14 protein-coding genes and 2 pseudogenes are annotated in these 20,385 nt (G+C 68.4%); 1 reads left to right on the top strand and 15 read right to left on the bottom strand.

The features are described 5' to 3' along the window. Positions 1-683: 683 nt before the first annotated feature. The 13 genes and pseudogenes from ABZX61_RS60390 to ABZX61_RS60330 form a co-directional block, all read right to left on the bottom strand. Positions 684-2,636 (bottom strand): prolyl oligopeptidase family serine peptidase, encoded by a 1,953-nt coding sequence (locus ABZX61_RS60390; RefSeq protein ID WP_355210920.1) that lies wholly within the window; start codon positions 2,634-2,636, stop codon positions 684-686. Further along, on the bottom strand, positions 2,633-3,868 hold the full coding sequence (locus ABZX61_RS60385) for an MFS transporter (RefSeq protein ID WP_355210917.1): 1,236 nt from the start codon (positions 3,866-3,868) through the stop codon (positions 2,633-2,635). Before ABZX61_RS60385 ends, ABZX61_RS60390 begins: the two co-directional genes overlap by 4 nt. A 60-nt stretch (positions 3,869-3,928) precedes the next feature. After that, positions 3,929-5,002, bottom strand: coding sequence for a YcaO-like family protein (locus tag ABZX61_RS60380; protein WP_355210914.1), 1,074 nt, complete (start codon positions 5,000-5,002; stop codon positions 3,929-3,931). A gap of 56 nt (positions 5,003-5,058) precedes the next feature. Continuing rightward, the gene (locus ABZX61_RS60375) at positions 5,059-6,390 is read right to left on the bottom strand and encodes a hypothetical protein (protein ID WP_355210911.1); all 1,332 of its coding nucleotides are present in this window, start codon (positions 6,388-6,390) and stop codon (positions 5,059-5,061) included. A gap of 1 nt (position 6,391) precedes the next feature. After that, complete coding sequence (locus ABZX61_RS60370) at positions 6,392-7,507, bottom strand: TOMM precursor leader peptide-binding protein (RefSeq protein ID WP_355210908.1); 1,116 nt, start codon at positions 7,505-7,507, stop codon at positions 6,392-6,394. Between the two features lie 539 nt (positions 7,508-8,046). Further along, positions 8,047-8,544: a hypothetical protein gene (locus ABZX61_RS60365; protein WP_355210905.1), complete on the bottom strand. Its 498-nt coding sequence runs from the start codon at positions 8,542-8,544 to the stop codon at positions 8,047-8,049. 889 nt (positions 8,545-9,433) lie between these two features. Then, complete coding sequence (locus ABZX61_RS60360; RefSeq protein ID WP_355210903.1) at positions 9,434-10,768, bottom strand: VCBS repeat-containing protein; 1,335 nt, start codon at positions 10,766-10,768, stop codon at positions 9,434-9,436. Between the two features lie 35 nt (positions 10,769-10,803). Next, positions 10,804-12,087 carry a VCBS repeat domain-containing M23 family metallopeptidase gene (locus ABZX61_RS60355; RefSeq protein WP_355210900.1) on the bottom strand — a complete coding sequence of 428 codons (1,284 nt, stop codon included), beginning with the start codon at positions 12,085-12,087 and terminating at the stop codon, positions 10,804-10,806. A gap of 264 nt (positions 12,088-12,351) precedes the next feature. Next, on the bottom strand, positions 12,352-12,702 hold the full coding sequence (locus ABZX61_RS60350; RefSeq protein WP_355210898.1) for a tetratricopeptide repeat protein: 351 nt from the start codon (positions 12,700-12,702) through the stop codon (positions 12,352-12,354). Continuing rightward, on the bottom strand, positions 12,699-13,385 hold the full coding sequence (locus ABZX61_RS60345) for a tetratricopeptide repeat protein (protein ID WP_355210895.1): 687 nt from the start codon (positions 13,383-13,385) through the stop codon (positions 12,699-12,701). Before ABZX61_RS60345 ends, ABZX61_RS60350 begins: the two co-directional genes overlap by 4 nt. A 289-nt stretch (positions 13,386-13,674) precedes the next feature. Then, positions 13,675-14,373, bottom strand: a pseudogene (locus ABZX61_RS60340) (BTAD domain-containing putative transcriptional regulator); the annotation flags it as partial. Positions 14,374-14,398: 25 nt separating this feature from the next. Next, positions 14,399-14,488 (bottom strand): annotated as a pseudogene (locus ABZX61_RS60335) (hypothetical protein); the annotation flags it as partial. A 12-nt stretch (positions 14,489-14,500) separates the two neighbouring features. Beyond that, positions 14,501-14,893, bottom strand: coding sequence for a winged helix-turn-helix domain-containing protein (locus ABZX61_RS60330; protein WP_355211055.1), 393 nt, complete (start codon positions 14,891-14,893; stop codon positions 14,501-14,503). Between the two features lie 175 nt (positions 14,894-15,068). On the opposite strand from ABZX61_RS60330, the gene ABZX61_RS60325 reads away from it, so the two are divergent. Next, positions 15,069-16,994 (top strand): FG-GAP-like repeat-containing protein, encoded by a 1,926-nt coding sequence (locus ABZX61_RS60325; protein WP_355210893.1) that lies wholly within the window; start codon positions 15,069-15,071, stop codon positions 16,992-16,994. Between the two features lie 1,104 nt (positions 16,995-18,098). On the opposite strand, the gene ABZX61_RS60320 is transcribed toward ABZX61_RS60325, so the two are convergent. Beyond that, positions 18,099-19,040 (bottom strand): hypothetical protein, encoded by a 942-nt coding sequence (locus ABZX61_RS60320; protein WP_355210890.1) that lies wholly within the window; start codon positions 19,038-19,040, stop codon positions 18,099-18,101. Further along, on the bottom strand, positions 19,037-20,023 hold the full coding sequence (locus ABZX61_RS60315; protein ID WP_355210888.1) for a hypothetical protein: 987 nt from the start codon (positions 20,021-20,023) through the stop codon (positions 19,037-19,039). Before ABZX61_RS60315 ends, ABZX61_RS60320 begins: the two co-directional genes overlap by 4 nt. Positions 20,024-20,385: the final 362 nt, after the last annotated feature.

Below are 20,385 nucleotides of genomic sequence, written 5' to 3'. Positions count from 1 at the left end.
CCGCAGGGCCGTGCGGAAGGGCTGGCAAGCGGGGCAGCGCCCGACTTGATCTCAGACCCGTCCAAGCGCCGGCAAAGCCGCTTTCGGCTGAGGTTGAACGCCTTCACAGTGACTGCCGTTCTGATCTTCTCTATGGAACGGATCTGCGCATGATCGCTCGTATCCTCTTCTCAGAGGTACCGTCCTAGCCCTGCTCGCCGATCCGGCGGCGGCTGTCGCACCCAGCTCCGGCTGGAGCACCAGGGCCCACGGCCGGGAGCGTTCGTGTCTCGGCCGACCGCAAGCACATCAGCGTGTGCGACCGGGAGGACGATGGCAACAGCGTCGACGCCGAGTACGCCACCTCGATGCTCAGCATCTCCACCGTTTCCGACAGCAACGGCCCTTGGGCGGTTGCGGGAGCGACAGCACGTTCTTCACTCAGATCGACATCTTCAAGCTCTGCGTCAGCCGCAACGGGTTCCGGCAATGTGCGGACTCCGTCTGGACCAAACGATCCTAGGACAGCCAGCTGGGTCGTTCAGACATGAGGAGAGGGCCCGGCACCTGCCCAAGCCCTCTCCTTCGCTAGCCTGAGCCTCCGGAGGCGGCGCCGGACTGCGGCAGATCGATGGGCGACGCCACGGCCAAGAGCAACTTCGGCAACTCACTGAGATCGCCGCGGAACGGTCATAACCGCGGTTTCATCCGTCGGCTCCAGGTTGCGGCAGCCCGGGAAGCGCACTGCGGAAGAACGCGAACGTCAATGAGTTCGTCACCGCCTGAACGTTCGGCCCCGCGAAATAGTGACCTCCCACGGGAACGACGACATGCGCCGACGATGACCCCACACGCCTCAGCGCCCGGGCGAATCGTCGCGAGTGCTCCGGATCGACGATCGCGTCGTCCTCCGCCGCCATCACCAGCGTCGGCGGGAGCCGCCTGTCCAGCATGGCCGTCGGAGAGATGCCGGCGCGTTTCTGCCGGGTGGTGCGGCCGAGCCCGAGCTTGGTGACGAGCCTGGGGCCGCCGGCGAGCTCGCTCGCGTCCTCCAAGTCGTAGACCCCTGACTGCAGGACCGCCGCACCGAATCGCTCTGGGGACGAGACCAGCGCACCGCTCGCCACCAGAGCCCCGTACGAGGCTCCGAGCAGGCCGATCTGCTCCGGACGAGCGACGCCGGTCGCTACCAACGCGTCTACCACCGAGTGCAGGTCTGCGAAGGCCCGGCACACCCGGGGGCCGAACCCGGCGCTCGCCCATTCGGGGCCGAGCTCTCCGCCGCCGCGTACGTTTGCGATGACCACATTGCCCCCGCGCGCGATCCAGGCGGACTCGAGGTGGGGCATGTGACGCGGTCCGATGACCGCTCCGAAGCCGCCGTACACCAGCACCACCGTCGGACGTGGTGCGCCGCTCCCAGCCTGGTGAAGGGTGTACGGAACGCGTACGCCGTCGTCGGCGGTCGCCCAGAGGACCCGGGCCGCAGGACCTGTCGAGGTACTGAGGGGCGTGTCCAGGCGGACGAGGCGAGCCGGCGTGGTGAAGCCGGACGCGGTGACGAAAGGCGTGCCGTCCTCGCCGGCGACCAGTGCCTGCGGGGTGAACCCGGCGGGGATCGCAATGCGTACCGCGCTCGGCTCACCCGCCGAACCCAGCGTGACGAGCCGGATCTCGGAGGTGCCGTGGTCGAGCACGGAGAGTGCCAGGTCCTCGCCGGTGACGAGGAGCCTGGCGAGCGCCTGGCCGGCTTCCGGGCGGAAGAGCACGCGCGATTCGACCGGTGTTCCGCCTGGGGTCGCCGGTGGCTTGCACGCGAGGAGCGTGCCCGGCACCACGCCTCGGGCGGTGTCCCGTGTCCCGTTCCTGAGCACGAACACCCAGTTCCCGACACCGTACGCCTCATATCCCCGCACGGGCCGCACCCGCCACCAACCCGCGGCGGGACGTTTCATGACGAGGACGCGGCGGCCGTCGCGCGAACGTACTCGCGCCCACAGGGTTCCGTCGGCGCTCGCGTACGCGGTCACTGACGCGGCGTCGTCGCGGAACATGGCTTCGTCGTAGGCGTCCTCGACGCGGTCATGCCGGCGCACGGTGCGGATGCGCCACAGCGCCGCGCCGCCGGGTCCGGTCGTCCGGTCCGTCACGAGCACGGAGTCGTGTCCACGCCACGTCGCCGACACCGCCTCCCCCGTGAAACGGAACCCTCCTTCGGCCGTGCCCATCCAGCGCTGCTTGACGAGGTCGGCCTCGGCCACGAGCCGGCGACCGTCGTGAGCGTCTTCCAGAGTCACGAGGGCCCGCGACTCGCTCCATCCGGCGTGCGGCGGGCAGAGGATCTCGACACCGCGCCAGACGAGCCGACTAGACTCCGCTCCGCCGAGGTCGCGGGCCGTCAGGACGTGTGCCCATGGCCCGGCTATGCTCCCGTCGTCGTCGAGGACGGCACGCTCGATCCGGCCATGTCCAGGCGAACCGCCGTCGACGAGGCGGTAGACGCTCCTCCCCCGGACGACGAGGTACCGCGCGACGGGGCGCGCGGCCGAGTTCGCCATGAGGGACGGCGCATCCGCGCATTCCACCCACGGGGTCTCGGTCAGGCCGCCGGCGGTGAGGCACGAGAAGCGCACTCCAAGCACGTCGTGGTCGGTCATCGTCCCGGCGGCCTCGCCTGTATCGGTTCGGTGGGTGATTCCTGGCGCCGTCGACTTCGCTGCCCGGCGAGCTGCGCCGCGGTGCCCGCGACGATCACGGCGGAGAACGCGGCCATGCCCAGCCCATAGGGCACCGACGCCAGCAGCAGCCCACTGAGGATCGGCGGCAACGGCGCCAGGACAGCCGAGATAAGCTGGATCGAGCCCTGCACCCGGCCCTGGAGCTCATGCGGTGTCTCGGCGGCGATCGAGCCGAACACACCCGAGTTCCACGCGGGCAGCAACAAGGTGGCGATCCCGAACAGAAGACCGATGACGAGCGCGGTGTGCACGAACCCCGACAACACCGCGGCAGCCGCGTACGCGGCACCACACCACACGGTGACCGTCGAGACTCGCAGACGTCGGAGCAGGTAGCCCGCAGCGAAGACGCCGGCGATCGCCCCGACCGCGCTGACGGACTCGACAAGGGAGATCTCCGCGCTTGCCGTACCGCGCGAGCGCAGGGCGAGTACCGCGGTGAAGAGGGCACCGTTGATACCCAGATTGATCACAGCACCGCCGATCGCCGCGGTCCACACCGGTGGATTGTGCGCCACATACAGCAAGCCGTCACGCAGATCGACGAGGAACGCGGGCCGGGCCGTCCGTGTCACGTCGAGCGCCGGCGACCTCGTTCCCCGCACCGCGACTGCGGCGAGCAGCACGAGCAGGAGTCCCGCCGCGAGCACCCAACCGGAGTGCGCGGCGTAAAGCACTCCGGCAAGCGCCGGAGCGACGACCGAGATGACATGGATCCGGCCCTGGTTCACCGTGTAGGCGTCGCGGACCTCCTCGCGCGGGACAACGACGCGCAGGATCCCAGCATACGTGGGCACGAGGAGCGAGCCCGCGGCCGCCACCGCACCGGCGGCGATGGCCAGACCCAGCGGAGACCCTCCACCGGAACCCGACAGCGGGAGCAGGGCCCCAAAGGCGAGCGCCTGCACGAGCAGCGCCAGAATGACGAGCCGCACCCTGTCGTGTCTGTCGGCGATCGTCCCCGCCAGAACACTGAGCAGGGACGCCGCGGTCAAGCTGACCGCCGTGATGACACCTGCCAGCGTGGTCGACCCGGTGATGTCGAACGCGAGGAGCGGCAGCACGAAGTGCAGCATGGACGACGCCGTCGTCGACGAGAACTGGGCCGTGAAGAGGTAACGGTAGCGGCGATGCCGCAGAACGCTCGGCACGACGGTTCCTCCCTTCCTGAGGCGGGACGCCGACGTCGGGCAAGGGACTGCTCGGCACTGTCAGTAGATCGGGTGCGGCTCCGCGCGGTCGTCGCGCCGCCGCAGGAGCGGAGTGCGCACGCTCGCGGGTTCCACCGCCTGCTCGACGGGGTGGGCGTTGAGGGGTAGGAGCGTGTCGCTCAGGGCGCGCACGACCGGGATGCTCCCGGCGCCCGGCAGGGGCACGGTCCAGACGCGGTGGCCGGACGCTCCCAGCAGCGCCGCGAGCTCTCCCGGCCTGGGTGTACCCGGCGTCGGGGACTCGGAGCGCATCGGCTCAGAATCGCCGCCGACGATCCGCCGACGCACCGACTCCCAGATGAGCCCGCTCGCGAAGTACCAGGCGTAGCGGTCGGCGAGGCTGGCCACCTCCGCTGGAGGTCGTGACTCCGCGCCCACGCGGCCCGATTGGACCAACCCGGCGGCGGCCTCCCGCAGCGCGTGCTCCAAGCCCTTGGATGGCGTGGTCCCCGCGCCGCAACCCAGGGAATGCCGCAAGCCGGAGCGTGCGACGACGAGGAAGACTGTGATTCCCGGGACCCGCTCGATGACCACTCCGAGCGCCTCCGCTGGGCGGCCCACCAGGTCTTGGAGGAGGGCAACGCGCGCGTCCCCCAGCATGACGGGACGTCCCGGGCACCATCCCCACCACCAGGCGAGAACGGCGTCGCGCTCGCACAGTTCCAGGACGGCGGCGACAGTCGCGCGATCAGGCGTGGTCCCGGCGGCCAGCCCGTTGGATGTCCCCACCGACTGGGCGGGCAGGCCCCCATGGCCACCGCCGCCCAACCAGACCAGAGGGGCCGGGACGAGCATGACGGCGTTGCCTGCGAGTTCGGCGGCCGGCAACCACGCCTGGTACTCGTCGTCTCGAACCCACGACTTCCCCGGTGCCACATCCCGTTGCCGGGTGAGTTGCTGCTGCGTGCGGTGCGGCACTCCACGTGCGCGCAGCTCCTCGACGGTGGACCAGGTCGCGGTGCGGGCGTCCCAGCCATGCGCGGCCGCTCGCTCGGCGGCCTCGCCCCGCGCGACGGCGCGGGCCTCTTGCTCGGTGAACCCCGCCCCTGACCCGACCACGTCGAACGGGAACACCTCACCGCACCTTGTGGTGCAGGTCCCCCGGGCGCGCACGTGGGCAACGGCGAGGCTCACGCAGAGACCTCGCTGTCGTGCAGGTGGCCCACGACCGCCGCGCCGAACACCGAAACGACACGGTGTCCGTGCGGCATGCAGCGATTCACGTCCGCCTCGATGGTGGCACCGATGGGGCACAGGCCCACCGTTGATCCCACGGCGGAGTATTGGAGCGCCGTCAGGATTGCGCCGGCGTCCTTGTACGCGTTGGCGTAGGCGAAGCCTCGGTATTTGCCGTGCAGCACGGCGTCCGTCGCGCACAGCACGAGCACGGCCGCGGGCCCGCGCGACATGCCGGTCGAGGCCGCCGCGGCGTAGCGGATCCTGGACGCGGCGCCCCAGCCTCGGCCGGAGAACGTGCAGAGCTGATGCAGCGCGTCGCACTCCGGGTCGTATCGGTACGTCCCTGGCTCGACATCGCCGTCGAAGACCAGCAGCACCACGTCGAGCGGGTGCAGCGCGCCGGCGGACGGCGTACTGGTGCGGCCAACCTGCAGTCCCCAGCGGCTCGACCACCTTGACCGGAACCTGCGGACTTCCGACAGGTGCGCCGTGATCGCACCGACCCTGAGCGGCCCGTCGGCTACGTCTCTGCGAGACCGTCGGGCCGCGGCGAGATGGCGGAACGCGGCATTGACTTCCCTCAGGTTCGCCGCGCGCGTCCGTGCTGGCCCGAAGGACGGGTCCAGGGGTGCGGAGGTCGGGCCCAAGGGTACGGTGGCCCGGCTCGCCAGACCGGTCGGCGCCGGCTCCGCGCCGAAATCCCCTCCTGCGTCCTTCCACAGGGCGAGGTCCGCGTGCTCGCGGAAGACCGCCTCCTGCCAGGTCTCCTGCGGGCGCGGCGCGCTGGGGGCCGCTCGGTAGCCCGCGAGCACCCGCGCGAGCTCGGGATGCGCCGCTGGGGAGGGACCCGGCGAGGGCCAGTCGGGAAGCAGGGCGCTCACGAGCGCGGCCGGTAAGTCGAGAGTGCCGCTTCCGGGGAAGGTTAGGGATGCGCGGCGTCCGTCGAGCACGACGATGAGCCGCGCGGATCCGTCCACGCCGGACTCCGGCTGTGGCGAACGGGTGGCGGCGAGGCTGAACGGGCCCACTCCCCGCCCGTGAAGGCCCGGCGGTCCGCTCAGCCTGACCGTCAGCAGCCCGAGGAGCCCCAGCTCTTCCAAGGCGTCGTCTTCAGCGCACGCGTCGAGCGGCACTTCGCTGGCGGTGGTAAACGCCGCGATGGCACCGGTGACGTCGGCGAGCTTCATGCGCCACAGGGGCGCCGCCAACTCCATGGCATCGCCATGGCTCTTGGCCTGCACGTGATCGGCCAGTGCGACCGTGGCACGAAGGTCCGTGCACATGTCAGGACGCTGAAGGGCCGGCATGATTCGGGCACGCCGGGTCCGCCGCGATCTCCGTCCGGCGCATCGTCGAGCTGCCCGCATCCCATACGAGCTGGGCGCCGATCGTCCGAGGTCGCTCGAAACCGCTGCAGTGCCGCACGGCCTCGAGTACCACGACCCCTGCCATGAGCGGATGGTAGCCAGGCGTGATCGGCTGTGGATGCCGGGGGCGCTGGGCGCTCGACAGCAGCTCGACGACCTGGTCGAGCTCCGGGAACGTACTGCGGGTCCGCACCTCGAGGCAGTGCCAGCACGCGTCCGCGCCGCCAGGGACCACCAAGGGGCCCACGCCGCCCGCGGCGACGAAGAGGTGTGGGATGCGCCGCTTGTAGCAGACCTCGGTGATCCAGTTGCGGATCTGCAGGAACGGCTCGTCGGCGGACACGATGAGAAGGTCGCAGTCGGGAACGAGAGCGTCCGCGCCCTCGATGCCATCCACGAAGCCCACGCGTGGGTTTATCACGAGATCGGGGTTCACCTCGATCAGATGGCGGGCAGCGGCCTCGACCTTGGGCTGGCCGACCGCGTCCTCGCGGTAGAGGATCTGGCGGTTCAGGTTCGACATCGCGACCGTGTCGCCGTCGATGAGCGTGAGCCGCCCCACTCCCGTCGGTGCCAGCGCGAGCGCGATCCACGTGCCGAGGCCGCCGAGGCCGATCTGGGCAATGTGCGCGGACGACACATTGTCCTGCATCGTGAATCGGCTGTTCTCATCCGTCTCCGTGCCGGCGAACATGTCAATTTGCCGGGCGTAACGCTCGCTATGCGATTGTGTATTCGCCGGGCGTTCCTCGAACAGCAGGTCACGCGCGTGGAGTTGTTCGAGAGCAGTGATTACTGTTGCCGGTTCATGTCCTTCCGAGGCGACGGCGCCGACAATGGCGCTCGACTCGTACCCGACCCGAAGTTTTTCCACGAGCGACCACAACAACGGGTCCGCCGCGGCGCGAAGTGGCTGGCTCCCCGCGAAAAAGAGCACCTTTCCGCTGGGCAGGACAAGCGGCACCACTGTCGACCTGAAGCGGAGCCGGCTCCCCGATTCTGAGTGGTTGAGGACGGTGGACAGACTGCGCATGCTACTCCTTTCCGCTGGTCCCGCGGCCCGGCCGCCTGCCCCGTGGCGGGGGAACCGCCACGGGACAGGTGCCTTACGTCCGTGAAGTGCTCACGCTGATTAGCGCGGCTCCTCCTCGTAGCTCAGCGCCAGATATGCGCCGGCCTCATTAGGATCGATCTCCTCGAAAACGAGGGGCGTAGCCTGCTCCTGGATCTCCATCGTTAACTCACCTCCTTTGCACCGAACCCGGCCGCGCCAGGTTCAGGAATTTGGCAATTCCAGGGTGAGATCCCCTGGACACCTGCAAAGTTAGTGAGTCCCGGTATGTTTGCGGTATACCGCAACGGCACCTTGGCTTCGTCAGCCTGTCGTACATGAAGAACCCTGGCGACCCAGGAGCCCGTCTATTTGACCTACCTGGCCCGCATCTTCCCGCCCGCCCACCGAAACCGGGCGGTGCCGCCGAAGCGGCCCGATCTCGCGCGGTTGGACACGGAGACCGGAACGGTGCTCGAGACGGTCCCCGTGCGCGGCCTCTCCACGACGGCCAACCACGTCTATCTGCGCGGCTGGATCAGCTCCACCGAGATCACCGGCTCCGCCAGGCGGCCGGAATCGGAATAGCGAAGCGACGGGTCACGCCGCAGTGTGTCGATCATTCGTGTGACGTCGATCCGGTCCGTGGTGCCGCCGGCGCCGTTCAGCGAGGCCCTTCGCTGAGACACGTCTTCTTCGGTGGACTTCAATCGATCAGGCACGGGGTCCACGCCCGCGAGGACCCGCCGCCGCACGTCCTGGGCAGTCGCGATCGAGATGCCTGCCACTTGAGCGATCTCCCTGAGCGTCGCGTCCGGGCGCTCCGCGATCACCTCGCCGGTGACCAGTCGTCCCTTCGCGGCGTTCAGCGGCCGGACTCTGCCATCCGCGCCCGTCCTGGTCTGGACTTCACCAGACCCTTCGGTCTGCGCGCGCAGGACGCCACGGTTGCCGCCGCCAAGCCCGCCGACAAGGCGACCGCCCGGTCCGAGAGATACGGTTGAGAGCAGATGATGCATGCCGCGGCCGACTTCCGGTCGGCCAAACTCAGCGGTAGACCATGTGAGACGTTCGCCTGGACGCCCAACCGGAATGCATCGTCGGAGGTCCCGTGAAAGAACTGCACCTCGATGTCAGTGCGACCGGCCAGCCGGGCGGCAGTGAGGCGATGCATCCCGTCGATGACGCGCATGGTGGCGAAATGCACGAGTATGGGCGGTAACGGGTCCCCACCTCGGCAAGTGCACGAGCATGGTCGAGATCGACTCCCCGGCGATGTGGCGAATCCGCCGCCGTCAACTCATCGAGCCTCACGCGTACGACATCGTCGGCGATGAATCCGCTCTCCCGGTCCGCCGGCTCTGAAGAGCTTCTCTCCACGAAACTTCCTCCCGATAGATACGGCCACCACAACTCGCCGTGATCACGGTGTTGCCTCGACACAGGCGTGCTATCGCCGGCAGCAGGGCGGCTCGATGCCGCTGCCGGATCGACCAGGTCAGACCGTGTTCGAGTCCCGGGCCTTTCCCCTTGAATGTGGAGTCGGAGTGACCGCACTGCGCGGCAGTCCCGACGCACGCGTACGGCGGGCCCGCGATGGGATACGCGCCGCGCACATCCAACACGGTGCTCCCTTGCGACCGCGTGGCTCATGCGCGGACCCTACGGTATAGACGTATCGGTCCGAGAACCGCAAAGCCGGTTTGTCCTCGCGGTTGACTCATCCACCTCTTCAGGATCCCCAACCGCGGTATGGCTCGGATATGCGTTGCCCTCGCGCCATCCCCCAGATATCGGCCTCTCCCGCGGCACAACGGGTCAACGACCGCGTCGACCTTCCGGGGTGCCCCGGCACTCATGGAACGAAGCGGCCCGGGCGGGCGCCCGGGCCGCTTCCGCCGCCGTGGGTTAGAAGTAGGGGGTCCAGCCGGGGCCGATGGCGGTGGCGGGCCCGAACTTGTTGCCCCCTTCGCCATTCCAGACGTAAAGGGTGCCGTCGGTCATGGCCGCGATGTCGTCGTGACCGTCCCTGTTCACATCACCGAGAGACGTGAGCGTGCCGTCGTAGGGGGCCCATCCACCGCCGATCTCGGTGGCAGGGCCGAACTCGTTGCCGCCCTGGCCGTTCCAGATGTACAGGGTGCTGCCGCTCTTGATGGCGGCGATGTCGCCGATGCCGTCATTGTTGAAATCGCCGCCGACGGTCTTGCCGAACGCCGACCAGCCGGCGCCGACGCGGACGGCGGAGCCGAACTTGTTGCCGCCCTTGCCGTTCCAGATGTAGAGGGTGCCGTCGGCGATGGCGGCGATGTCGTCGTGGCCGTCCTGATTGACGTCACCGAGGGACGTGAGCGTGCCGTCATAAGGCGCCCAGCCACCGCCGATCTCGATGGCGGGGCCGAACTTGTTACCACCCTCACCGTTCCAGATATGCAGCGTGCTGCCATTCTTGATGGCGGCCAGGTCGCTGATCCCGTCGTTGTTGAAATCACCGGCGACGGGCTTGCTGAACGCCGACCAGCCACCGCCGATCTCCTGCCGGGTGGCGAAATTGTTGCTGCCCTTGCCGTTCCAGATGTTCAGCGTGCCGGTGGTCTCGGAGAAGATGTCGCCGATACCGTCAGCGTTGAAATCCGCACCGAACAGGCTGTGCGGCTTCCAGAGGGCGTCGACGATCTTCTGCGCGTCCCCGGCTTCGGGCTGGTAGCGATCCGGATAGGCGGAGACCTGTACGGCCTGACACACTTCGCCGATCGGTGCCGTCTTCCAGGCGTTGTTCGGGTAGACCCTGATCATCTTGTTGAGGAAGGCATCGGTGGCCCAGATGGGGTCGAGTCGTTGCTCGTCCGAGCCCCATGACGCGCGCTGCTGGAACAGCCCGAGGCTGTCGTGGTCGACCGTTTCGGCGACGTTCTGGATGCTGGACTCCACGATGGTGGTGGTGATCGCGATGACCGCGGCGCGAGGCGCCAGGCCGCGATCACGAGCGGCCTTGACGACCATGCGGGCGCACGAGACGCGGTACGCGTTCATGTGGCCGTCCATCTTGGCCGTCAGTATGCCGTTCAACTGGGTGGCAGTCGCGGCGTCCGCACTGGTCGGGCCGTTCGGGTCGCAGGGCGCGGTCGCGTAGGCAGCGGTCACTTCGCCGGCGGGAGGTTCGTCGGGGTCAGCGGCGTGTGCGGGCGTGCATAACGCGAGGATCGCGAAGGCGGTCAGTGCCGCCGTCGTCTTTGACAGCATGGGCTGCTCCGAATCCTGGGAAGGGGCGGTGTGGGTTAGAAGTAGGGGGTCCAGCCGGGGCCGATGGCGGTGGCGGGCCCGAACTTGTTGCCCCCTTCGCCATTCCAGACGTAAAGAGTGCCGTCGGTCATGGCCGCGATGTCGTCGTGACCGTCCCTGTTCACATCGCCCAGAGACGTGAGCGTGCCGTCATAAGGCGCCCAGCCACCGCCGATCTCAACAGCGGGGCCGAACTCGTTGCCGCCCTGACCGTTCCAGATGTACAGCGTGCTGCCGCTCTTGATGGCCGCGATGTCGCCGATGCCGTCATTGTTGAAATCGCCGCCGACGGGCTTGCCGAACGCCGACCAGCCGGCGCCGACGCGGACGGCGGAGCCGAACTTGTTGCCGCCTTCGCCGTTCCAGATGTAGAGGGTGCCGTCGGCGATGGCGGCGATGTCGTCGTGGCCGTCCTGATTGACGTCACCGAGGGACGTGAGCGTGCCGTCATAAGGCGCCCAGCCACCGCCGATCTCGATGGCGGGGCCGAACTTGTTACCACCCTCACCGTTCCAGATATGCAGCGTGCTGCCATTCTTGATGGCGGCCAGGTCGCTGATCCCGTCGTTGTTGAAATCACCGGCGACGGGCTTGCTGAAGGCCGACCAGCCGCCGCCGATTTCCTGCCGGGTGGCGAAATTGTTGCTGCCCTTGCCGTTCCAGATGTTCAGCGTGCCGGTGGTCTCGGAGAAGATGTCGCCGATACCGTCAGCGTTGAAATCCGCACCGGACGTGTTGCTGCAGCCGTTTCGGCTCTCGACGTTGCGCCACTCGCCGCCGGGGGCGGGGCCGTACGCCTTGCCGTCGAACCTGGCCGTGACGCGCTCGGCGCCCTCGAACCCCCAGGAGACGCTCCCGTCGCCGTCGGCGTCATAGCCCTGCTCGTAGTGCAGGTGCGGGGTTCCGTTCGAGGTGGGGCCGGTGTGCCCGACCCGCCCGATGGTCTGCCCCTGCGTGACTCTGTCGCCCACGCTCACGGCGCGCGACTGCAGGTGAATGTAGGTGGTGAAGTGGCCGCCGCCATGGTTGATCTGGATCATGTTGCCGGCGTTGCTGTGGTAGTACGACTGGTTCACCGTGCCGGAGGCCGGGGCGACCAGCAGCGAGCCCTCGGTGCCCGATTGCGGCTCGCGGACCATGTCCACGGCGGGGGCGTGCGTGGAGTCCCAGGTGTTCAGCCGCCACTTCTGACCGCAGGGGAAGGGCAGTTGGTAGTTCGGGGCTGCTGCGGCGGGAGCCGATATCGCGACCAGGCCACCGGCTACGACGGTCAGGAGCATGGCCGCGTTTGCTAAGCGCCTTCTCAGCATGTCGTTCCTTTCACACGAGGGTTCGGGAAGGCTCTTGACAGTAGGTTTTGGCGGTATAGACCCGGTATGTTGCGGAAATGCCGCGGTCAGAGCTGCAGCAGGCGGAAAGCGCAAGCGGTTGGCGGCCGAGGCGGCGGTGGCGAAGTGGCTCGTCGAGCAAAATCAGTTGGCCGGCCTCGCGGGAGACGTCGGGTACCGGAGACGCCTGCAGGTCCGAGAACGTGGATAACTGTCCTACAGCATGTTCCTGATCGGCCCCGGCATGTCCGGGACGGGCTGCCCGAGCAGCTCGTCCACCTCCTCGCGGGTCAGGAGGCGCGTCTCCAGCAGGGTCGCGAAACAGTCGCGCCAGTCCTTCCGAGCCTCGGCGTGCCGTCCCAGAGTGTGCAGGGTCTGGCCGAACCACCAGGCGGCCACGGCGTAGCCGATGCGGTATCCGGCTTCGCGCAGGAGCGCCAGCGCCACCCTGTAGATGTCGGCCGCCTCAGCAAGCCGTCCGGCATGCAGGTAGGCGCAGGCCAGAGTCGCGCGACCTGAGCCCTCCCCGTACAGGGTGCCGATGCCGCTCCATTCCACGATGGTCACCTTGCCTGTGCTATGGCCTCCTCGAACCGGCCCTGCCGGTAGAGCACATACACGCGGTTGTTGAGGATGGCGCCCCGCGCGTAGCGGTCGTCCCTTTCCTCGGCGATCTCCAGGGCCCGTGCCAGGTTGGCGTGGGCGAGGTCGAGCCGCCCCAGCATGGTGTAGATGATGCCGAGGTTGTTGAAGGATCCCATTCTCCGGTGCGGCAGAGCGGCCTTGTCCCAGCAGGCCACTGCCCGTTCCAGGTGGTCGATCGCCTGCTCGTGGCGCCTCTGGTCGCGGTGGACCCACCCCAGGTAGCTCTCCGCCTGCGCCTGGCCGGCCCAGTCTCCGCACCGCGCGGCCACCTCGACCGCGCTCCGGTGGACGTCGGCCAGGTGCGTGACCCAACCGCGATAGTTGAACGGCATGTGCAGCCCCACCGCCAACCCGACAGCGGTACACGGGTCGGCGGACTCGGTCGCCTGATGGGCCGCGGCCAGGAGGTTGTCACGCTCGGCCTCGGTCCACTCTCTGGCCTCCCGCGCGCCGCCGAGCCGTTCGAGCGCCGCCTCCGCCCGTGACTCGGGCCAGCCGGCCAGGGCGGCCGGGGTGTAGGTCGGCATGTCGAGCAGTCCGAGAACCGGCAGGACATGCGCGGCGTCGAGGCCGCTGGGCCCCTCACGCAGGTGCCGATGGCTCACCGCGATGCAGGCGCGTACGGTCAGGTCGTCGTTCTGCAGGGGTCCAGGCGCCGGGCGGCGTCGGCCAGACGACCAGACAGGTCGGCCAGCCGCCATCCGGGCCGCGCCGCCAGCCGGGCGCCGGCGACCCGGATGGCCAGCGGGAAGCCACCGCACAGCCCAGCAATCTTCGCGGTGGCCACCGGCTCGCGCCAGACACGGTCGGGGCCGGCGATCCTGGCCAGCAGCGTGACGGCATCGCGGTCGCCGAGCCCGGCCAGATGCAGGTGACGGGCGTTGTCGAGCGTGATCAGGGCGTCGCGGCTGGTGATGACGGCCCGGCAGCCCGCGCCCGTGGGGATGAGCGGCCGTACCTGGTGGGCGTCGAGGGCGTTGTCGAGGATGACGAGCAGGTCGCTCGCAGCGGTGAGCGACCGGTAGCGGGCGATCGCCCTCTCAAGGTCGGCCGGTACGCGGAGCCGTCCAGCCCCAGCGACCGCAACAGGTGCCCCAGTGCGTCGAGCACGGGCCGGGGCTGCACTTCAGGGGTGGCACCGTTCAGGTTGACGTAGGCGACACCGCCGCGGAACCGACCGGCCATCGCGTGCGCGACATGTACGGCCAGCGCCGACTTGCCCACCCCGCCGGACCCGTCCACGACAACCACGTCCGCGTTCAGCAACGCCTTCCGCAACCAGCCCACCTCCTCGCGCCGGGCGGTGAACGAGCGGGTGTCGGCGGGCAGCTCGGCGGGGACGATCGTGCCGGACTGCTCCGGTGTGGCCAGTTCGAGCGCGGGATCCCTGGTGAGGATGGCGTGCCGTAGACAGCGCAGCCGCGTCCCCGGTTCGAGTGCGAGCCCGTCCACCAGGACGGTGTGCCCCTCCTGGTAGACCGCGAGCGCTTCGGCCGGCCGGGCCGCCCGGTAGAGGGCCAGCATCAGCTGGGCGCGCGGTCCCTCCCGCAGCGGGTGGGCCTGCACGTGCTGGGCGAGGTCGGTCACCACCCGCGTGGTGGTCCCCCGCGGCCAGCCGCAGGTCGATGTGGTCCTCGAAGACGGCCAGGCGCTCGTCTTCCAGGCGCCTGGCCTCGATCCGCGCCCACGGATCGGCCAGCTCGGCCAGGGCCGGCCCGCGTCACAGGGCCAGCGCCTGCCGGAAAAGCCTGTCGGCCGTGCCCGGCTCGCGCCGGTCGCGCGCCATCCGCGCCTGGCCGGCCAGCAGGGTGAAGCTGTGCGCGTCGACCTGGTCGCGGGACAGCTCCAGCAGGTAGCCGCCGGGCACGGTCGCGATGAGCTCGGGGGTGAGCACCTCACGCAGCTTCGAGACCACAATGTGGAGCTGCTTGCCGGCCGTGGTCGTCGAGGTCCGCGCCCAGACGTCGGTGACGAGTTGGCGCGTGGTGACGGGCCGGCCAGCGTCCAGCGCCAGGCGCGCCAGGACGGCGACGCGGCGAGGACCCGCCAGCCGTACCGGTTGCCCGTTCACCTTGATCTGCCAGGGCCCGAGGAACCCGATCTCCAGTGTCATCAAGGAAAGGAGCCTACGAAGGGTCGGTATGTCGCCGGTATGTTCTCGGACGCGACTTTCTTCGACTGTGCGTACGGTATGCGGCGGGTATATCGGCCCACGTCCATCGCCCGAATGCGTTGACAGTCAACCCGACGGCTGGCGGAATAGGCGTCCTGTCTTCGGAAGGAAACCCGTGCGTCTAGCTCGTCCTGCGGCCGCCACCGTACTCGTGGCCGCCGCTTTATCCGTCCCGCAGCCCGCGCAGGCGGCCGTGTTCAAGCACCCCGGTGTCCTGGTCAGCCGCGCTCAGCTTGACTTCGTCAGGGCCAACCTCGGCAACGAGCCGTGGAAGTCCGCCTGGACCGCCCTTCAACGCAGTTCCCAGGCCGCGCTCTCCTACACGGCCAAGCCTCGGGCCGTCGTGGAGTGCGGCCCGGTGTCGAACCCCGACCACGGCTGCTCCGACGAGCGCAACGACTCCATGGCGGCCTACACGCACGCCCTGCAGTGGTACCTCACCAAGGACTCCCGCTATGCCAAGAAGGCGATCCAGATCATGGACGCCTGGTCAGCCGTGATCACCAAGCACACCGGTAGCAACGCTCCGCTGCAGACCGGATGGGCGGGCGCCAACTTCTCCCGCGCCGCCGAGCTCATCAAGCACACCTACTCCGGTTGGACCCAGGCCGGCCGGTTCGCCGGCAAGCTCCGCACCGTGTACCTGCCGACAGTGATCGCCGGCGCACCCAACAACAACGGCAACTGGGAACTGATCATGACCGATGCCGCCATCGGCATCGCCGTGCACCTGGACGACCGCACCTCCTTCGACCGGGCGATCACGACCTGGCGCGGCCGGCTGCCCGCCTACATCTATCTCACGACGGACGGCTCATTGCCCAAGGCACCACCGGGCAGCAAGTACGACACCAAAGCAGAGATCATCGACTACTGGCGGGGGCAGACCAAGTTCGTTGACGGGCTGACCCAGGAGACCTGCCGTGACTTCTGGCACACCGGATGGGGTCTCGCGGCCATCTCCCACGTCGCGGAGACGGCCAGCCACCAGGGCGTGGACCTGTACGCCAAGGCCAAGCACCGGCTGCGATTCGCGATGGACCTCCACGCCCGCCTGCAGCTTGGCGGAACGGTGCCGTCGTGGCTGTGCGGCGGGAAGGTCACCCGCGACCTCGGGGCGCATTTCGAGGTCGGCTACAACGCCCTGCATCACCGTCTCGGATACGACGACATCCCTTACGCCACGCAATGGGTCGAGCAGAAGCGCCCCGTCGGAGTGTCGCACTTTCTGGGCTGGGAGACCCTCACCCATGCGCAGAACCCGCACTACGCCGGTATGGGGACGTCGGCCACGCCGGACTTCAACGCCGACGGCGTGGGCGACCTCTTCTCCACCGCCACCGGAACGCTGACCGTCTGGAACGGCAAGGGCGACAACACCTTCGGCCCGGCCACCACGGTCGGCGGTGGCTGGACGGCCTTCTACCGGCCAGTCGCCGGCGACTTCAACGGCGACGGCATCAGCGACCTGCTCGCCGTCAAGAAAGACAACAACAAGCTCTATGTATGGAACGGCGAGGGGGGCAACGAGTTCGGCCCCGCCGCCGAACTCGGGCCCGGCTGGGAACCGTACGCCAGCTCATTGGTGTCTTTGGGGGACGTCAACGAGGACGGCCGTACCGACATAGGCGCCGTACACAGCCAGACCGGAACGCTGACCATCTGGAACGGCAAGGGCGACAACACCTTCGGCCCGGCCACCACGGTCGGCGGTGGCTGGACGACCTTCTACCGGCCAGTCGCCGGCGACTTCAACGGCGACGGCATCAGCGACCTGCTCGCCGTCAAGAAAGACAACAACACGCTGACCGTCTGGACCGGCAAAGGCGCCAACGACTTCACGGCCGCGACCGGACTGGGCCCCGGGTGGGAGCCGTACGCGAGCACGTTGATGTCTCTGGGAGATGTCAACCAGGACGGCCGTACCGACATAGGCGCCGTACACAGCAAGACCGGCACTCTGACCATCTGGAACGGCATGGGCGACAACACGTTCGGCCCAGCCACCGCCATCAGCCCCGGCTGGACACCCTACTTCTGAGTCGCCGTCGATGGTGATGAGCAGATGTGGCGGTGGCGCCCGGGCCGATGCCATGCCGCTGCAGCACCGGCCAGGGTCCTCTGGCAGAAGGGGCGAATCGATCTGGATGAGCCGCTGGGGCATCAGTGATGCCAGACCTCGCCGGACATCCATTGGCGCCAGTGACGGTCCACCGGTTGCCTACTCACACCGCAGGCGTCCCTCCGCGAGCCAATCTCCGGGCCCTGTACGGCGGCGAACGCGAGATCCACGCGGGGAGTGCTGCGAGAGACGCTGAACCGCAGACCCGGCATCGCCGTGGAATATGCCAATCGGGCAACCCTGATCAGGGGATGGTCATCGAGCACCTCAATGACGCCGGCTTGGACAGGATCTGTGCAGAGACCGGGTAGGGACCGCTCGGGATGAACCACTCCAGGTTCGGTCCACTCCCCTCCGCCCTGATCGGCCAGATGGCTCCCGCTGAACTCGACCTGGAATCGAGTGAACGGCTCTCGAGCATCGCCCACGACTACTCGGCTCGGCTGCTGGGAATTTGCGGCATCACTGGTGCTTTCTCTGTGCAGGTGTAGCGCTGTCGGCGGACCAGCAGAGTGCTGTGCCCGTCCGGGTGGCTGTCGGGGGTATGTCGACCTAATGGTGATCATCGCCCACTCATGGTGGCGGTCACCCTTGGTGCCGTGACCGGTCCGAATCCGCTGCCGCTCCCTCACGGGTATGCGTTTTACGAGGTCGGTAACGGCGCAGACTGCCTGCGGGGTGGTCACCCGGTGGTTTGTCTTGACCGCGGTCACATAGCCGTAGCCAAGGACACGGATCGCGGTGCGCGTCTTCGGCCGCCGTACACCTCATCGGCAGCGAGCCGGGCATCGGAGATGCCGTCGACGTGCAGGCGGGCGAGCGCGTTGGCCGCGAGCTGCGACTTGGTCGCGAACATCACCTCCGGTGGGGTTCCAATCAGATCACGGCGTTCTTCACGCCGCCGGCCCAGCGGGCGATGGCCGAGCGCGCCGGGGCGACGGTGGCGGAGGTCGTCGGCAGCCAGGCCGTCGACGTCTCCCAGCCCGCCGCGGTCGCCGACCTGATCCGCCAGGCCGCCACCCGTTAGTGGGCGGGCAGGCGGCTCAGCACCTCGGCGACCGCCGCGCGCATCTCCGGAGTCACCTTGCCGTCTGTCTGGTTGAACGGGATCTTCAGGACGAGGTTGCTGACCCGCACCCAAACCGTCACCTGGTACTGCTGATTGTCGGAAAAGGCCTCGTCCCCCAGGCCTTTCAAGGAGTGGACCCGCTGGAAAGGCCTCCTCTTGTAGTAGTCGAAGATCTCCTTGGCCACAGTGACCCCGCTCTTGCCCTTCCACGCTCGCGCGTGCCATACCTTGAGCCCGCCGCATTGGGTCGCCGACTGGGGGACGCCCTCCGGCAGCAGGGAGCAGGCGTACGGCGCCGCGGCGAAGCGCCCGTCCGACGGATCGGCGGTGGGCGCGGGCCGGTCGACGGCTTCGGCGATCCACTGCGCGGCCTCTACCGCACGTTCCTGGTGCTGCGGGCCGGGCGGTGCCCGCCAGCCGTAATTGATGTTGATCACCGCGTTGCTGAGCCGGAAGGCCAGGATCGTGGTGTGCGACTCCGGGACTGCGAGGATGAACGACTCCTCACCCACGTTCGCGCTGGTGTGAGGTTCGGGCAATTCCGTGGACGCCATCGCGGGGAAGGCGGATTTCGGGGGCTTGGTGAAGAAGGAGTGCGCCGCCGTGACGTCGGCGGCCAGGTGGACGCCGACCTCGAGCGCATAGATCGCGCGCCCCTTCAGCCCCAGGCTCGGGGTCGACCAGGTGCAGCCCGCTTCGACGTATTTCTGCTCGGCGAGCGTGACCAGTTGCTCCACCTGCTCGACGGTGAGCAGCGAGCAGGCATCCAGGACCCCGGTGAACCTGCCGGGCCCCGACGGCGGCGCGCTGGCGGCCTGGGTCGGGCCGGGCGGCGCGGGATCCGCCGAGCAGGCGGCGGTGAACAGCAAAAGCACGGCCAAGGCCATCCTGATCACGACAGCGCCTCCACGATCCACCGTGCGGCCTGCTCGGCCTGGGCCGGGTCACGCGCCTGCACGTAGCCGATCAGGTTGGCCTTCCTGAAGACCACGACCGGCTCGCCGGGTTGCCGGGGTGTCCCGGTACGGAAGGCGAGCGCCTCGTCCGTGATGTCCAGCGGCGCTGACTCCGGCTCTCTCCATCCGGAGAACATCTCCTTCGCCTGGGCGACGCCGTCGCCTGCCGGGCCGCGCTGGGGAGCCCAGAATCGCAGTTCCAGCTGCGCATCGAATGACGTGTTCGGTTTCTCCCATGAGCAGTCCGCGGAGTTCTGCCAAGCCCGCGCGTAGGTGTCTGGGTCGACGAGCTTCTTCGTCTGTTCAGGGCTGAGGAGGGCGCACGCGATCGGCGGCTCAGCGTAGGTGCCGGGCGGCGGCGTGGGCGTGGGTTCAGGGGGGCTCATCCGGTCGAGCGCGGCCGCCACGCGGCGGCTCACCGATACCGCGCCATGACGCACGCGGTCGGCCGCGGCGTACTCGATCTCTATCAGGAGGTTGCCCGTGCGGAAGAGAACCGTGACGAGCTCCACCTGCTTGGTGCTTTTTGATAGGTGGTCGACCAGGTAGGCCTCACTTCCCACGCCCGCTATCGCCTGCGCTTGCGTGGTGCTCAGCTCGCGGGACCTGCTGTTGATCCATGCGGTGCGGGACGGGTCCGGGCGGAGGTCACCGATCAGGCTACGGCGGTACTCCTCATGGGCCTGCGCAGAGGTGTAGTCCCAGTGCTCCCCGTTCTCGTTGGCCCATCTGACGGTCAGGTTCGTGCCCGGTCGGCGCCAGACACAGTAACTACCGTCCAGGCTGGTCTCAGCGTCGGGCACGAGCCGTTCGACCAGGTCCCGGTCGACGGTCGCGCACAGGTCGAACGACGCGGGGAACCTCGGCTGGATCTCGAAGGGGAGCGGGTTGAGCCACAACATCAGGGCGATCACTAAGCGCACCAGCGGACCTTACGAGTGCCCGGTATGTTTCCGGTATGGCCGCCGTGGCTGCGTGCTTTGTCCGTCGTCCGGCCAGGGGTGGTGGGGCAGTGTCGAGGATGTCCGCTACTCGGACTGGGGAATGAAACTCACCATCAAGCCCCCACCCGCCGCTCAGACCATCGCCCTCAGCAAGCTGAAGGACTGAGTGGCGAGTATCTACCACGGGGCGCCTGTGCAGTGCGGGAAGCGAGCTTCTGAGTACCACTCCGCCCCAGGTCAAGCCAATTCGTGAACTCCCCACCAGGAAGATGCAGGTGAGAAGGGTCTTTGGAGCAATCCAGAGGCCCTTTTCTCATGTCTGGAAGTCGATGGGAGTCAAT

The sequence above is a fragment of the Nonomuraea sp. NPDC003709 genome, from assembly GCF_040610775.1.
GTDB classification, from domain to species: Bacteria; Actinomycetota; Actinomycetes; order Streptosporangiales; family Streptosporangiaceae; genus Nonomuraea; species Nonomuraea angiospora_A.
Note: the sequence above shows the minus strand (reverse complement) of the source record. Positions and strands in the feature narration are given on the sequence as shown.

What these genes read in the sequence shown, in the direction of transcription:
- ABZX61_RS60365 (WP_355210905.1), bottom strand. Translation starts at nt 8,544, where the DNA reads ATGCATCATCTGCTCTCAACCGTATCTCTCGGACCGGGCGGTCGCCTT.
- ABZX61_RS60390 (WP_355210920.1), bottom strand. Translation starts at nt 2,636, where the DNA reads ATGACCGACCACGACGTGCTTGGAGTGCGCTTCTCGTGCCTCACCGCC.
- ABZX61_RS60355 (WP_355210900.1), bottom strand. Translation starts at nt 12,087, where the DNA reads ATGCTCCTGACCGTCGTAGCCGGTGGCCTGGTCGCGATATCGGCTCCC.
- ABZX61_RS60370 (WP_355210908.1), bottom strand. Translation starts at nt 7,507, where the DNA reads ATGCGCAGTCTGTCCACCGTCCTCAACCACTCAGAATCGGGGAGCCGG.
- ABZX61_RS60375 (WP_355210911.1), bottom strand. Translation starts at nt 6,390, where the DNA reads ATGTGCACGGACCTTCGTGCCACGGTCGCACTGGCCGATCACGTGCAG.
- ABZX61_RS60360 (WP_355210903.1), bottom strand. Translation starts at nt 10,768, where the DNA reads ATGCTGTCAAAGACGACGGCGGCACTGACCGCCTTCGCGATCCTCGCG.
- ABZX61_RS60330 (WP_355211055.1), bottom strand. Translation starts at nt 14,893, where the DNA reads ATGACACTGGAGATCGGGTTCCTCGGGCCCTGGCAGATCAAGGTGAAC.